At 35.7% G+C, this 15,686-nt stretch carries 13 protein-coding genes and 4 tRNA genes; all 17 read left to right on the top strand.

Translation table 11 applies throughout. The features are described from left to right. Positions 1 to 48: 48 nt before the first annotated feature. The 17 genes from AAEO59_RS01395 to AAEO59_RS01315 all read left to right on the top strand — a co-directional run bounded on the left by AAEO59_RS01395 (position 49) and on the right by AAEO59_RS01315 (position 15,555). Complete coding sequence (locus AAEO59_RS01395) at positions 49 to 957, top strand: tyrosine-type recombinase/integrase (protein WP_341698965.1); 909 nt, start codon at positions 49 to 51, stop codon at positions 955 to 957. Between the two features lie 17 nt (positions 958 to 974). Further along, a complete protein-coding gene (gene hpf, locus AAEO59_RS01390; RefSeq protein ID WP_341698964.1) occupies positions 975 to 1,277 on the top strand; it encodes a ribosome hibernation-promoting factor, HPF/YfiA family in 303 nt (100 codons plus the stop codon). Between the two features lie 91 nt (positions 1,278 to 1,368). Continuing rightward, positions 1,369 to 1,442, top strand: a tRNA-Thr gene (locus AAEO59_RS01385). A 26-nt stretch (positions 1,443 to 1,468) separates the two neighbouring features. Next, positions 1,469 to 1,549, top strand: a tRNA-Tyr gene (locus AAEO59_RS01380). Positions 1,550 to 1,637: 88 nt separating this feature from the next. Next, positions 1,638 to 1,709: transfer RNA gene (locus AAEO59_RS01375), tRNA-Thr, on the top strand. A 54-nt stretch (positions 1,710 to 1,763) separates the two neighbouring features. Beyond that, entirely contained in the window at positions 1,764 to 2,951 is a 1,188-nt protein-coding gene (gene tuf, locus AAEO59_RS01370) for an elongation factor Tu (protein WP_341698963.1), read from the top strand. A gap of 56 nt (positions 2,952 to 3,007) precedes the next feature. Beyond that, positions 3,008 to 3,078, top strand: a tRNA-Trp gene (locus AAEO59_RS01365). 18 nt (positions 3,079 to 3,096) lie between these two features. Further along, complete coding sequence (secE, locus tag AAEO59_RS01360; protein ID WP_278035059.1) at positions 3,097 to 3,294, top strand: preprotein translocase subunit SecE; 198 nt, start codon at positions 3,097 to 3,099, stop codon at positions 3,292 to 3,294. 9 nt (positions 3,295 to 3,303) lie between these two features. Continuing rightward, complete coding sequence (nusG, locus tag AAEO59_RS01355) at positions 3,304 to 3,855, top strand: transcription termination/antitermination protein NusG (protein ID WP_341698962.1); 552 nt, start codon at positions 3,304 to 3,306, stop codon at positions 3,853 to 3,855. A gap of 66 nt (positions 3,856 to 3,921) precedes the next feature. Then, positions 3,922 to 4,359: a 50S ribosomal protein L11 gene (gene rplK, locus AAEO59_RS01350; protein WP_066324992.1), complete on the top strand. Its 438-nt coding sequence runs from the start codon at positions 3,922 to 3,924 to the stop codon at positions 4,357 to 4,359. Between the two features lie 13 nt (positions 4,360 to 4,372). Continuing rightward, positions 4,373 to 5,062, top strand: coding sequence for a 50S ribosomal protein L1 (gene rplA / locus AAEO59_RS01345; protein ID WP_278035061.1), 690 nt, complete (start codon positions 4,373 to 4,375; stop codon positions 5,060 to 5,062). Positions 5,063 to 5,084: 22 nt separating this feature from the next. Continuing rightward, on the top strand, positions 5,085 to 5,582 hold the full coding sequence (gene rplJ, locus AAEO59_RS01340; RefSeq protein ID WP_066324987.1) for a 50S ribosomal protein L10: 498 nt from the start codon (positions 5,085 to 5,087) through the stop codon (positions 5,580 to 5,582). 85 nt (positions 5,583 to 5,667) lie between these two features. Next, positions 5,668 to 6,039 (top strand): 50S ribosomal protein L7/L12, encoded by a 372-nt coding sequence (gene rplL, locus AAEO59_RS01335; protein ID WP_066324984.1) that lies wholly within the window; start codon positions 5,668 to 5,670, stop codon positions 6,037 to 6,039. A gap of 268 nt (positions 6,040 to 6,307) precedes the next feature. Then, positions 6,308 to 10,120, top strand: a complete 3,813-nt coding sequence (rpoB, locus tag AAEO59_RS01330) for a DNA-directed RNA polymerase subunit beta (RefSeq protein WP_341698961.1) — start codon at positions 6,308 to 6,310, stop codon at positions 10,118 to 10,120. A 231-nt stretch (positions 10,121 to 10,351) separates the two neighbouring features. Continuing rightward, positions 10,352 to 14,659 (top strand): DNA-directed RNA polymerase subunit beta', encoded by a 4,308-nt coding sequence (gene rpoC / locus AAEO59_RS01325; protein ID WP_341698960.1) that lies wholly within the window; start codon positions 10,352 to 10,354, stop codon positions 14,657 to 14,659. 89 nt (positions 14,660 to 14,748) lie between these two features. Further along, positions 14,749 to 15,051: a DUF3467 domain-containing protein gene (locus tag AAEO59_RS01320; protein WP_341698959.1), complete on the top strand. Its 303-nt coding sequence runs from the start codon at positions 14,749 to 14,751 to the stop codon at positions 15,049 to 15,051. A gap of 153 nt (positions 15,052 to 15,204) precedes the next feature. After that, positions 15,205 to 15,555, top strand: a complete 351-nt coding sequence (locus AAEO59_RS01315; protein WP_341698958.1) for a hypothetical protein — start codon at positions 15,205 to 15,207, stop codon at positions 15,553 to 15,555. The last annotated feature ends 131 nt before the right edge of the window (positions 15,556 to 15,686 follow it).

The raw sequence follows: 15,686 nt of genomic DNA, 5'->3' as shown, positions 1-15,686 counted from the left end.
CCGTTAGTGGTCAGATTTTTTATAAATTTGATGCTAACGGTTTTTTTTATGGTTATAAATTTGGATGCCTTTGCGGATTATTTGCAAAAAGAGAAAAAATATTCTCTTCATACGGTTGGAGCTTATGTTAAAGATGTTTCTGAATTTCAGCAATATAATTTGGTGAATTTTGAGCAGCAAGATATAAGTGGGGTGGAGTATGTTCAAATTCGCTCTTGGTTGGTGTTTTTGGTGGAATCGGGTTTGTCTACTCTTTCGGTGAATAGAAAGGTGGCTTCGTTAAAAGCTTTCTATAAATTTCTTTTAAAAATTAAACAAATTGAAGTTAGTCCTTTGTTGAAGCATCGTGCTTTGAAGGTTTCTAAAAAAGTGCAGATTCCTTTTTCTGAAAAAGAGTTAGAGCAGGTTTTGGAAATTATTCAAAAAGAAGATGGTTTTTCGGCTGTGAGGGATAAGTTGTTGGTGGAATTATTGTATTCAACAGGTGTTAGGAGAGCTGAATTGATTAATCTACAATTGGATGCAGTAGATTTTTCTTCTAAAACTATTAAAGTTTTAGGGAAAAGAAATAAAGAGCGTGTTATTCCAGTGTTGGATATTGTTCTTGATCAGATGCGGTTGTATATTAAGGAGAGAGAGGGTTTGCAAAGAATTGAGGATGCAGGTTATTTTTTTTTAACGGAAAAAGGGTTAAAATTAAATGAAACTTTTGTGTATCGATTAATAAATTCTTATTTTAGTAAAGTCTCCGAAAAGGTAAAAAGAAGTCCGCATATGCTTCGGCATACATTTGCAACTCATTTATTAAATAACGGAGCTGATTTGAATTCAGTAAAAGAGTTGTTAGGGCATTCTAGTTTGGCTTCAACGCAGGTTTATACTCATAATAGTTTATTGGAGTTGAAAAAAATATATGTTGGTGCACATCCCAGAGGGAATGATGACTCTAAAGTTTAACCATAAAAATTTTGATTATGAAGGTAAATGTTCATGCTGTTAACTTTAATGTTGATGGAAAGCTAGTGAATTTTGTTCAAGGAAGAATGGATAAATTAGAAAAGTATTATGATAAGGTTGTTTCTTCAGATGTTTATTTAAAGGTGGAAAAAACCAGTGAAAAAGAAAATAAAATTGTAGAGGTCAAAATTAATGTACCTGGAGATGATTTCCTTGTGAAAAAACAGTGTAAGACTTTTGAGGAAGCGGTGGAATTGTCGGCGGAATCACTAGAGCGTTTGCTAGTAAAAAGAAAAGAAAAAATAAGAGCGCATATATAATTTAAAATTTTTTCAAAAAATGTTTTGATTGAGAGATAAAATCTATACATTTGCAGTCCGTTAGAAATAGCGGACTTTTTTTATTGTAAAAGCCGATGTAGCTCAGCTGGCTAGAGCAGCTGATTTGTAATCAGCAGGTCGTGGGTTCGAGTCCCTCTATCGGCTCTTTTTGAAATATTGTAATAAGGTTAGGGAAGATACTCAAGCGGCCAACGAGGACGGACTGTAAATCCGTTGGGTAACCTTCGCAGGTTCGAATCCTGCTCTTCCCACAAAAAAAAGAAGTTTGGATTTTGGATTTTAGGTTTTTGATTTAAAAATTAGAAATCTGAATTCAAAAGTCTGAAATCAGAACTCTCTGCCGGTGTAGCTCAGGGGTAGAGTGCTTCCTTGGTAAGGAAGAGGTCACGGGTTCAAATCCCGTCATTGGCTCAATTAAGTAGGAAATTGAAATTAATATATAACTAAGATTAAAAATTAAGTAAAATGGCAAAAGAAAGTTTTAATCGTTCGAAACCACACTTAAATATTGGTACTATCGGACACGTAGATCACGGAAAGACTACTTTGACTGCTGCAATCACTAAGGTATTATCTGATGCAGGATACTGTCAAGCAAAGTCTTTTGATCAAATCGATAACGCTCCAGAAGAGAAAGAAAGAGGTATTACTATTAATACATCTCACGTAGAGTATGAAACAGCTAACCGTCACTACGCTCACGTTGACTGTCCAGGTCACGCGGATTACGTTAAGAACATGGTTACTGGAGCTGCTCAAATGGACGGTGCTATCTTAGTAGTTGCTGCTACAGATGGTCCAATGCCACAAACTCGTGAGCACATCCTTTTAGGACGTCAGGTAGGTATTCCACGTATCGTTGTTTTCATGAACAAAGTGGATATGGTTGACGATGCTGAGTTGTTAGAGTTAGTTGAAATGGAAATCAGAGATTTATTATCTTTCTATGAGTATGATGGAGATAACTGTCCTGTAATCCAAGGATCTGCTTTAGGAGGATTGAACAATGATCCAAACTGGGTACCTAAAATTATCGAATTAATGGAAGCTGTTGATGCTTGGATCGAAGAGCCAGAGCGTGATGTTAACAAACCATTCTTGATGCCAGTTGAGGACGTATTTACAATTACAGGTCGTGGAACTGTTGCTACAGGTCGTATCGAAACTGGAGTTGCTAATACTGGAGATCCTGTTGAGATCATCGGTATGGGAGCTGAGAAATTAACTTCTACAATCACTGGAGTTGAGATGTTCCGTAAAATCCTTGATAGAGGTGAAGCTGGAGATAACGTAGGTTTATTGTTAAGAGGTATTGATAAAGCTGATATCAAACGTGGTATGGTTATCATCAAGCCAGGATCTGTTAAGCCACACAAAAAATTCAAAGCTGAGGTTTATATCTTGAAAAAAGAAGAAGGTGGACGTCACACTCCATTCCATAATAACTACCGTCCACAGTTCTACGTACGTACAACTGACGTAACAGGAGTTATTACTTTACCAGAAGGAGTAGAGATGGTTATGCCAGGGGATAACTTAACTATCAATGTTGAGTTGTTAAGTCCAATCGCTATGAACGTAGGTTTACGTTTTGCTATCCGTGAAGGAGGTAGAACAGTAGGTGCTGGTCAGGTAACTGAAATCGTAGAGTAATTATTCTATAAATAAATTTAAAACCAGTGTCGTTTTAAACCGACACTGGTTTTTATACGGGCGTAGTTCAAGGGTAGAATAGCGGTCTCCAAAACCGTTGATGGGGGTTCGAATCCCTCCGCCCGTGCAAAAAAAAAATATCATAATGGCAAAAATTGTTAATTACATATCAGAAGCATTTGAAGAATTGAAGTCAAATGTAACTTGGCCAGAATGGGCTGAGGTGCAAAGTCTAACAATTATTGTGGCTGTTTTTTCGGTACTATTTGCTTTAGCTACTTGGGGAGTGGATGAGTTTTTTGCAAATGCATTGGAAGGATTTTTTAACTGGTTAAAAGCGTAGTTTTTTATTATGGCAGATAATAATGTTAAAAAATGGTACGTAGTTCGTGCAGTAAGTGGACAGGAAAATAAAGTTAAGGCATATATAGAAACAGAAATCGCTAGATTAGGGATGTCTGATTATGTGTCTCAAGTTCTTGTTCCTACAGAGAAAGTAGTATCAGTAAAAGATGGTAAGAAGCTAGTTAAGGAGAAAGTATATTTTCCTGGCTATGTTATGATAGAGGCTAATTTAATTGGAGAAATACCTCATATTATTAAATCGGTAACAAGTGTTATTGGTTTCTTAGGTGAGACTAAAGGAGGGGAGCCTGTTCCTCTTAGACTTTCTGAAGTTAATAGAATGCTAGGTAAAGTAGATGAATTAGCTGTCAACACAGATAATAAAGCGATACCATTCAGCTTGGGTGAAACAGTTAAGGTTATTGATGGGCCTTTTAATGGTTTCAATGGTTCAGTTGAAAAAATTAATGAAGAAAAGCGTAAACTTGAGGTTATGGTTAAAATTTTCGGTAGAAAGACACCATTAGAGTTGAGTTTTATGCAAGTTGAAAAAGTATAATTTTCGTTACACTATAATAATCACTTCAATTGCTTCCGTAAATTGTTGTGTTAAATTTTTTAAAAAATGGCTAAAGAAATTAGTAAGGTAGTTAAACTACAAGTTAAGGGAGGTGCTGCGAATCCGTCGCCACCGGTTGGACCTGCTTTAGGAGCTGCTGGGGTTAACATCATGGAGTTCTGTAAGCAATTTAATGCTAGAACACAAGATAAACCTGGCAAAATATGCCCAGTACAAATTACTGTGTATAAAGACAAATCATTCGATTTTGTTGTTAAGACTCCTCCTGCAGCAGTTCAGTTATTGGAAGCTGCAAAGCTAAAATCTGGTTCAGGTGAGCCTAATCGTAAAAAAGTAGCTAGCGTTACTTGGGAACAAATTAGAGCTATTGCTGAAGACAAAATGCCAGACTTAAATGCTTTTACAATCGAGAAAGCTATGAGTATGGTTGCTGGAACAGCTAGATCTATGGGTATAACTGTATCAGGAGACGCTCCTTTTTAATTAAGAGAAAGACATGGCAAAATTGACAAAAAAGCAAAAAGAGGCTGCTTCAAAAATTGAAAAGAACAAATTATACTCTTTAAAAGATGCTGCTGCATTAATTAAAGTGGTTGCTTCTGCAAAATTTGATGAGTCTGTTGATATCGCAGTACGTTTAGGAGTTGATCCAAGAAAAGCGAATCAAATGGTGAGAGGTGTAGTAACTTTACCTCATGGAACTGGAAAAGATGTAAAAGTATTAGCATTAGTTACTCCTGATAAAGAAGCTGAAGCTAAAGAAGCTGGTGCTGATTACGTAGGTCTTGATGATTACTTACAAAAAATTAAAGATGGTTGGACAGATGTAGATGTTATCATCACTATGCCAGCTGTTATGGGTAAATTAGGTCCATTAGGTCGTATTTTAGGACCTAGAGGTTTAATGCCTAACCCTAAAACAGGTACAGTAACTATGGATGTTGCTAAAGCTGTAGCAGAGGTTAAAGCTGGTAAAATTGACTTTAAAGTTGATAAAACTGGTATCGTGCATGCAGGAATTGGTAAAGTTTCTTTTGGAGCTGAGCAAATCGTTGAGAACGCACACGAAATTATTCAAACATTAATCAAACTTAAGCCAACTGCTGCTAAAGGTACCTATATTAAGGGTATTCACCTTACAAGCACAATGAGTCCTGCTATTGCATTAGACCCAAAAGCAGTATAATTGGTAGTTAAAAATTTTTAGTATGACTAGAGAAGAAAAATCAATCGCGATTGAAAATTTAACTGCACAGTTAGCTGGTACTAATATTATTTATGTATCTGATATTTCTGGACTTGATGCAGAATCAACTTCAAACTTAAGAAGAGCTTGTTTTAAAGCTGGTATTAAATTAGAAGTTGTAAAGAACACTTTGCTTGCTAAAGCAATGGAAGCTTCTGAAAATGATTATGGTGATTTACCTTCAGTATTGACTGGTAACAGCGCTATTCTTATTGCAGATGTTGCTAATGCTCCTGGAAAAATTATTAAAGAATTCAGAAAGAAAGCAGCAAAACCTGTTTTAAAAGGAGCTTATATTAATTCTGAGATTTATATTGGTGATGAGCAATTAGATGCTTTAGCTACTATCAAATCTAAAGAAGAACTTATTGGAGAAATCATTGGATTATTACAATCTCCAGCTCAAAGAATTATTTCTGCTCTTCAAAACCAGTTTGCGGGAGAAGAAACAGAAGCATAATCAAACAGAGTTTGCGCTCTGTTTATAAAATTGCGCACAATAAATAAATTATAATTTTTACAAATCATTTTAAAAGATAGAAAAAATGGCAGATTTGAAACAATTCGCAGAACAATTAGTTAACTTAACAGTTAAAGAAGTTAACGAATTAGCAACAATATTAAAAGATGAGTATGGTATCGAGCCTGCAGCTGCTGCTGTAGTTGTAGCTGGTGGTGCTGACGGTGGTGCTGCTGTTGAAGAGCAAACTGAATTTACTGTTGTATTGAAAGAGGCTGGTGCTTCTAAATTAGCAGTAGTTAAATTAGTTAAAGAATTAACTGGTTTAGGTCTTAAAGAAGCTAAAGACGTAGTAGACGGTGCTCCATCTAACGTTAAAGAAGGTGTTTCTAAAGAAGAGGCTGAAGGTCTTAAAAAATCTTTAGAAGAAGCTGGAGCTGTAGTTGAGCTTAAATAAGTTTAAACAGTTTTAAGAACAAGGTTTAGGTCTTGAGTTTAACCACTCAAGCCTAAACCATTTTTCGTATAATGAAATAGTTCCAATTTTATTATAAATATTCGTTTATAAATACGAAAAAGTTTTTGATCAACACGAAGAAAAAAAATAGGCTGGTACTTGGATTATTTTTAAAGATGTGTTGATTATAAAAAAGAAAGTATCCATTAAACAATGTGTTTTTACACAAACAAAAACTACTTTTTTTTAATCAAAATTTTGTCCATTGATGATAACAAATCAGACTGAAAGATTGAATTTTGCCTCTACAAAAAACATACCTCAGTATCCGGATTTTTTGGATGTTCAGGTAAAATCTTTTCAAGATTTTTTTCAATTAGAAACTAAATCTGACGAAAGAGGCAACGAAGGTTTATACAACACCTTCATGGAAAACTTTCCAATTACAGATACAAGAAATAACTTTGTATTGGAGTTTCTGGATTATTTTGTTGATCCACCACGTTACACAATTCAAGAATGTATTGAGAGAGGTTTAACTCATAGTGTACCTTTAAAAGCAAGGTTAAAACTATATTGTACTGACCCAGAGCACGAAGATTTCGAAACTATTGTTCAGGATGTATACTTAGGTACCATTCCTTACATGACTCCTAGCGGAACTTTCGTTATTAATGGTGCTGAGCGTGTTGTTGTTTCTCAGCTTCACAGATCTCCTGGAGTTTTCTTCGGACAATCATTCCACGCAAATGGAACAAAATTATATTCTGCCAGAGTAATTCCTTTTAAAGGATCCTGGATTGAATTTTCTACTGATATCAATAGCGTTATGTATGCTTATATCGATAGAAAGAAAAAATTACCTGTAACCACTTTATTCCGTGCTATTGGTTTCGAAAGAGATAAGGATATTCTTGAAATTTTCGACTTAGCAGAAGAAATTAAAGTTTCTAAAACAGGACTTAAAAAATATATTGGTAGAAAATTGGCTGCACGTGTATTGAATACATGGCATGAGGATTTCGTTGATGAAGATACTGGTGAGGTAGTTTCTATCGAACGTAACGAGATTATCCTTGATCGTGACACTATTATTGACAAAGATAATGTGGAAGAGATCATCGAATCTAATGTTAAGTCTATTTTGTTACATAAAGAGGATGCTAATCAAGCTGATTATGCAATTATCCACAATACATTACAAAAAGACCCAACAAACTCTGAAAAAGAAGCTGTAGAGCACATCTACCGTCAGTTGCGTAACGCTGAACCGCCTGATGAGGAAACTGCTCGTGGTATTATAGATAAATTGTTCTTCTCTGACCAACGTTACAACTTAGGTGAAGTAGGTCGTTACAGAATGAACAAAAAATTAAATCTTGATATCCCAATGGACAAACAAGTTTTGACCAAAGAAGATATCATTACTATCGTTAAGTATTTAATTGAGTTGATTAACGCTAAAGCGGATATCGATGATATTGACCACTTATCAAACCGTCGTGTGAGAACAGTTGGAGAACAATTGTCTCAACAATTCGGTGTTGGTTTAGCACGTATGGCTAGAACTATTCGTGAGAGAATGAACGTTAGAGATAACGAGGTGTTTACACCAATTGATTTGATTAATGCTAAAACATTATCATCAGTTATCAACTCTTTCTTTGGTACGAACCAGTTATCTCAATTTATGGATCAAACGAATCCATTAGCTGAGATTACACACAAAAGAAGATTATCTGCACTTGGACCAGGTGGACTTTCGAGAGAAAGAGCCGGATTTGAGGTTCGTGACGTTCACTACACGCACTACGGACGTTTATGTCCTATTGAAACTCCTGAGGGACCAAACATTGGTTTGATTTCTTCTCTTGGAGTTTATGCTAAAGTAAACGGAATGGGATTCATTGAAACTCCTTATCGTAAAGTTGCTGATGGAGTTGTTGATTTAGTTTCTGAACCAACTTATTTAAGTGCTGAAGAAGAAGAAGGAAAAATGATTGCGCAAGCAAACATTGAAATGGATGATAATGGAAAAATCACTGCTAGCAATGTTATTGCTCGTGAAGAAGGAGATTTCCCTGTTGTTGAACCTGCTGCGGTACATTATACCGACGTTGCTCCTAACCAAATTGCATCGATTTCAGCATCTTTGATTCCTTTCTTGGAGCATGATGATGCGAACCGTGCGTTGATGGGATCGAACATGATGCGTCAGGCCGTTCCATTGATTCGTCCTGAAGCTCCAATTGTAGGTACAGGTTTAGAGCGTCAGGTTGCCTCTGATTCCAGAGTGTTGATAAACGCTGAAGGACACGGTACTGTAGAATATGTTGATGCTAATATCATTACTATCAAATACGATCGTTCTGAAGAAGAAAGAATGGTAAGTTTTGATGCTGATGAGAAAACATATAACTTAATAAAATTCAGAAAAACAAATCAAGGAACAAGTATTAACTTGAAACCTATCGTAAGAAAAGGTGATAGAGTAATTCCTGGACAAGTATTATCAGAAGGTTATGCTACTCAAAATGGAGAATTAGCTTTAGGTAGAAACTTAAAAGTTGCGTTCATGCCATGGAAAGGGTACAACTTCGAGGATGCGATTGTAATTTCTGAGAAAGTTGTTCGTGATGATATCTTTACATCTATACACGTTGACGATTATTCTTTAGAGGTAAGAGATACTAAATTAGGTAATGAAGAATTAACGAATGATATTCCAAACGTTTCTGAAGAGGCTACTAAAGACTTAGATGAAAACGGTATGATTAGAATTGGTGCAGAGGTAAAACCTGGTGATATTCTTATCGGAAAAATTACGCCTAAAGGAGAATCTGATCCAACTCCTGAAGAGAAATTGTTAAGAGCAATCTTCGGTGATAAAGCTGGTGATGTAAAAGATGCTTCGTTGAAAGCTTCTCCATCTTTACATGGTGTAGTTTTAGACAAAAAATTATTTGCAAGAGCTGTAAAAGACAAACGTAAACGTACTCAGGATAAAGATGCTTTAGGAGCATTGGAAATGGAGTTCGAAGTTAAATTTACAGAATTAAAAGATAGATTAATTGAGAAACTTTTCTTAATCGTAAACGGAAAAACATCACAAGGTGTAATGAACGATTTGGGTGAAGAAGTTTTACCAAAAGGTAAAAAATATACTCAAAAAATGCTTTACGCTGTTGAAGATTTTGCTCACTTAAGCAAAGGTCAATGGGTAGCTGATGATGCAACTAATAAATTAGTTAATGATTTGATTCATAACTATAAAATTAAGTTGAACGATTTACAAGGAGCTTTAAGAAGAGAGAAATTCACGATTACTGTTGGGGATGAATTACCATCAGGAATCTTGAAATTAGCTAAAGTTTACATTGCTAAGAAACGTAAGTTGAAAGTAGGGGATAAGATGGCAGGACGTCACGGTAACAAAGGTATCGTTGCTCGTATTGTTCGTCATGAAGATATGCCTTTCTTGGAAGACGGAACACCAGTTGATATCGTATTGAACCCTCTTGGGGTACCTTCACGTATGAACATTGGTCAGATTTACGAAACGGTTCTTGGATGGGCTGGACAAAAATTAGGTAGAAAATATGCTACTCCAATTTTTGACGGTGCAACTTTAGATCAGATTAATGCTTTAACTGATGAAGCTGGAATTCCAAGATTCGGGCATACTTATTTATATGACGGAGGTACTGGTGAGCGTTTCCACCAACCAGCAACTGTAGGTGTTATCTATATGTTGAAATTAGGACACATGGTTGATGATAAGATGCACGCACGTTCTATCGGTCCATACTCGTTGATTACACAACAACCACTTGGAGGTAAGGCTCAATTTGGAGGTCAGCGTTTTGGAGAGATGGAGGTTTGGGCACTTGAGGCTTATGGTGCTTCTAGTACACTTAGAGAAATCTTAACTGTGAAGTCTGATGACGTAATTGGTAGAGCTAAAACTTACGAGGCTATCGTAAAAGGTGAAACAATGCCAGAACCAGGATTGCCAGAATCATTCAATGTATTGATGCATGAATTGAAAGGTCTTGGATTAGACATTAGATTAGAAGAATAGTATTCAGTGAATAGTGTTTGGTTGCAGAAATGCAATCAAACACTAAACGCTTTTAAATTAGTTTTCAAGATTTATACCCGTAAACCGTTCCGATTTTTTATAGAACCGTTTGGTTTTATAACTAGCACTTTAATGAAGAATTAAAGTTTAGAGAAGTAATTCGAGGTAGTGGTTTTTAAACTTAAAGACCAAAATCAATTTTTAATTGCAAATAAATCAATAGTAAAAACTATGATGAATAATAGAAACAATAAAGAGAAAAACCAAGTAAAAAGGTTTGACAAAATTTCGATAGGATTAGCTTCTCCTGAATCAATCTTGAAAGAATCAAGAGGTGAGGTGTTGAAGCCGGAAACTATCAATTATAGAACGCACAAACCAGAACGTGACGGTCTTTTCTGTGAGCGTATTTTCGGTCCTGTAAAAGATTTTGAATGTGCTTGTGGTAAATACAAAAGAATCCGTTATAAAGGAATCATTTGTGACCGTTGTGGGGTTGAAGTTACGGAGAAAAAAGTGCGTAGAGATAGAGTTGGACACATCAACTTGGTGGTGCCAATTGCTCACATTTGGTATTTCCGTTCTCTTCCAAATAAAATTGGATACATTCTAGGTCTTCCGTCTAAGAAATTAGATATGATTATCTATTATGAAAGATATGTGGTAATTCAACCAGGTATTGCTAAAAATGCTGATGGTGAATCATTACAAAGATTAGATTTCTTAACTGAAGAAGAATATTTGAATATTTTAGATACTCTTCCACAGGATAATCAATATTTAGATGATTTTGATCCAAATAAATTTGTTGCCAAAATGGGAGCAGAGTGTATTATGGATTTGTTAGCTCGTATTGACTTAGATGCTTTATCTTATGAGCTAAGACACAGCGCTAACAACGAAACGTCTAAACAACGTAAAACTGAAGCTTTAAAAAGATTACAAGTTGTTGAGTCATTCCGTGAGTCTAACGAAAACCGCGAAAACCGTCCGGAATGGATGATTATGAAAGTGGTTCCTGTTATTCCACCAGAATTACGTCCGTTAGTGCCACTTGATGGAGGTCGTTTTGCAACTTCAGATTTAAATGATTTATATCGTCGTGTAATTATCCGTAACAACCGTTTGAAAAGATTAATGGAGATTAAAGCTCCTGAAGTAATCTTGAGAAATGAAAAACGTATGTTACAGGAATCGGTAGATTCATTATTTGATAACACTCGTAAAGCTTCTGCTGTTAAAACAGAATCAAACAGACCTTTGAAATCATTATCTGATTCCTTAAAAGGTAAACAAGGACGTTTCCGTCAAAACTTACTTGGTAAACGTGTGGATTATTCTGCTCGTTCGGTAATTGTTGTTGGACCTGAGTTGAAAATGTATGAGTGTGGTCTTCCAAAAGATATGGCTGCTGAGTTATACAAACCTTTCGTAATCCGCAAATTGATTGAAAGAGGTATTGTAAAAACTGTTAAGTCGGCTAAAAAGATCATCGATAAAAAAGAGCCGGTAGTTTGGGATATTCTTGAAAATGTAATCAAAGGACACCCAGTATTACTGAACCGTGCTCCTACGTTGCACCGTTTGGGTATTCAGGCTTTCCAACCAAAATTAATTGAAGGAAAAGCTATCCAATTACACCCATTAACGTGTACGGCATTCAACGCCGATTTCGATGGTGACCAGATGGCGGTTCACTTACCATTAGGACCAGAAGCAATCCTTGAAGCGCAATTATTAATGCTTGCTTCTCACAATATCTTGAACCCTGCTAATGGTGCACCTATTACGGTACCATCTCAGGACATGGTTTTGGGTCTTTATTATATGACCAAAGAGCGTTTGTCTACTCCAGAGAAAAAAATCTTAGGAGAAGGTTTAACTTTCTACTCTGCTGAGGAAGTAAACATTGCATTGAATGAAGGAAGATTAGAATTGAATGCTCGTGTGAAAATTAGAGCAAAAGATTTGAATGAAGAAGGAGAATTAGTATACAAAATTATCCAAACAACTGCAGGACGTGTATTATTTAACGAAGTAGTACCTCCAGCGGCAGGATATATCAATGAGGTATTAACTAAGAAAAACTTAAGAGATATTATCGGTCACGTATTAAATTCAACAAGTGTGCCTGAAACGGCTGCTTTCTTGGATAATATGAAAGATATGGGATATAAATTCGCATTCCGCGGAGGATTATCATTCTCATTAGGTGATATTAGAATTCCAGAGCAAAAAACACAATTGATTGCTGATGCAAGAGAGCAGGTAGAAGGAATTTCTATGAACTATAACATGGGTCTTATTACTAATAACGAACGTTATAACCAGGTAATTGACGTATGGACTTCTGCAAATGCTCAATTGACAGAGTTAGCAATGAAAAACATTAGAGAAGACCAACAAGGATTCAACTCTGTGTATATGATGCTTGATTCTGGAGCTCGTGGATCTAAAGAACAGATTCGTCAGTTAACTGGTATGCGTGGTTTGATGGCTAAGCCTAAAAAATCGACTGCTGGTGGTGGTGAAATTATTGAAAACCCGATTCTTTCTAACTTTAAGGAAGGTCTTTCGATCCTTGAGTACTTTATCTCTACTCACGGTGCTCGTAAAGGTCTTGCGGATACGGCTCTTAAAACTGCCGATGCTGGTTACTTAACTCGTCGTTTACATGACGTTTCTCAGGATGTTATTGTTAACATCGAGGATTGTGGTACTCTTAGAGGTGTTGAAGTTTCTGCATTGAAAAAGAACGAAGAAATCGTTGAATCATTAGGAGAAAGAATCTTAGGACGTGTTGCATTACAAGATGTAATTAATCCATTAACTAATGAAGTAATTGTTGCTTCAGGTGAGCAAATCACTGAATCAGTGGTTAAAGCTATCGAGGCTTCACCATTAGAAAGTGTTGAAGTACGTTCTCCATTAACTTGTGAGGCATTAAAAGGTATTTGTGCTAAGTGTTACGGACGTAATCTAGCTACCGGAAAAATGACTCAAAGAGGTGAGGCTGTAGGTGTAATTGCTGCACAGTCAATTGGAGAGCCTGGTACACAGTTAACACTTCGTACGTTCCACGTTGGAGGGGTTGCTGGAGGAATTTCTGAAGAGTCTAGCATCATTGCTAAATTCCCAGGAAGACTTGAAGTAGAAGACTTGAAAACAGTTAAAGGAGAAGATAACGAAGGAAATGAAGTGGATATCGTTATTTCACGTTCTACTGAATTGAAATTGGTTGATGAGAAAACAGGTATTGTTTTAAATACACATAACATTCCTTACGGATCTAGTATTTTCGTGAAAGACGGAGATTCTATTGGAAAAGGAGAGGTTATCTGTAAATGGGATCCATATAACGGGGTAATTGTTTCTGAATTTACAGGAAAAATTGCTTACGAAGATTTAGAGCAAGGACAAACGTTCATGGTTGAAATCGATGAGCAAACAGGATTCCAGGAAAAAGTAATCTCTGAGGCTAGAAATAAAAAATTAATTCCTACTTTATTAGTTTATGGTAATGATGGTGAATTAATCCGTTCTTACAACTTACCGGTAGGTGCACACCTTATGGTAGAAAATGGTGAGAAAATTAAAGCTGGTAAAGTATTAGTTAAAATTCCTCGTCGTTCTTCTAAATCTGGGGATATCACGGGAGGTTTACCAAGAATTACTGAGCTTCTTGAGGCTCGTAATCCTTCTAACCCAGCTGTGGTTTCTGAAATTGACGGAGTTGTTTCTTTTGGTAAAATCAAACGTGGTAACCGTGAGATTATCATCGAATCTAAATTTGGTGAAATCAAGAAATACTTAGTGAAATTATCAAGTCAAATTCTTGTTCAGGAGAATGACTTCGTAAGAGCTGGTTCTCCATTATCTGACGGTGCGATTACTCCAGACGATATCTTAAGAATTCAAGGTCCATCTGCTGTTCAACAGTACTTGGTAAACGAAATTCAAGAGGTTTACCGTCTGCAAGGGGTAAAAATCAACGATAAACACTTTGAGGTGGTTATCCGTCAAATGATGCGTAAAGTACAAGTTCAGGATCCGGGAGATACATTGTTCTTAGAAGATCAATTGATTCATACAAAAGATTTCATCCTTGAAAACGATAAATTGTATGGTATGAAAGTGGTTGAAAATGCAGGAGATTCTTCTAACTTAAAAGAAGGTCAAATTGTAACGCCACGTCAATTGAGAGACGAGAACTCTTTATTGAAACGTTCTGATAAAAACTTAGTAATTGCTCGTGATGTAGTTACAGCTACTGCAACTCCAATATTACAAGGTATTACAAGAGCTTCGCTTCAAACGAAATCGTTTATCTCTGCTGCTTCGTTCCAGGAAACAACAAAAGTATTGAACGAGGCTGCTGTTGCAGGTAAAGTGGATCTTTTAGAAGGATTAAAAGAGAATGTTATCGTAGGACACAGAATCCCTGCTGGTACAGGTATGAGAGAGTACGATAATGCTATTGTAGGTTCTAAAGAAGATTACAACGATATGATGGCAAACAAAGAAGAATATATTTATTAATAAATAATATCTTTTCAATAAAAATAGAAAGATTACCTCGTGTAGTCTTTCTATTTTTTTTTACTTTTAACTTTATAAAAAGATCTGACATGAAAGAACAACAAGAACAAATTAATATTGAACTAGACGAAAAAACAGCTGAAGGAATTTATTCTAATCTTGCGATTATAAATCATTCACCTTCAGAATTCGTTTTGGATTTTGTGAGCATTATGCCTGGTGTACCAAAGGCTAAAGTGAAGTCAAGAATAGTTTTAACACCGCAACATGCTAAGCGTTTATTAAAAGCATTAGGAGATAATATTAACCGTTTTGAGCATATGCACGGTGAGATAAAAGATACGGAACCAACACCAATTCCATTGAATTTTGGACCTGCTGGTCAGGCTTAAGATGTAGAGGCTTTCTTTTGAAAGCCTTTTTTTATCTCTATTTCATTTTTACTTTTCAGTAGCTAAACGAGTTTTAGGGTAGTTTGTCGGAAATTTTTTTTACTACATTTCTATTGTAATAGATTTGTTTCATAATAATAAAGGAACAAAGCCATGAACAATTCAAATGCAAATAGAAATAATAATAACTTAATTTCAATAGTTATTTTTGTAGTATTCGCTATGTGTTCATTTTCAGGATATAGCCAAGCTGCAAAAGTTTCAACTATCGAAATTAAAGCGAATGGTACTGCTACATCTGAGAAAATTGAAAGTTCAAGAGCTGCTTCTAATTTAGAATTCGCTCAATGGTTTATGGGAACTAAACAAGATCCAAATTCTACTTTAAATACAGAAGAAACTAACGCTAAAAAATCAATTATTACTTCTGGTATTGCTCCAAATCGTTTGCTAATTAAAGCTTTTTTGAAAAAAGTAGTGAATTACGAAAATGCATTATCTTAAGATAAAAAGGCATATTCATAATACCTCAATCTATTGTTTTTCATAAAAATAGGTATTATATTAGAAGAAACAAACCCCGAAATTGCTCAAAAGGAGTCAAAAACGGGGTTTTCTTTTATAGTGTGATGCCA

The organism is Flavobacterium flavipallidum (genome assembly GCF_038289905.1).
In the GTDB taxonomy this organism is placed as follows: Bacteria; Bacteroidota; Bacteroidia; order Flavobacteriales; family Flavobacteriaceae; genus Flavobacterium; species Flavobacterium flavipallidum.
Note: the sequence above shows the minus strand (reverse complement) of the source record. Positions and strands in the feature narration are given on the sequence as shown.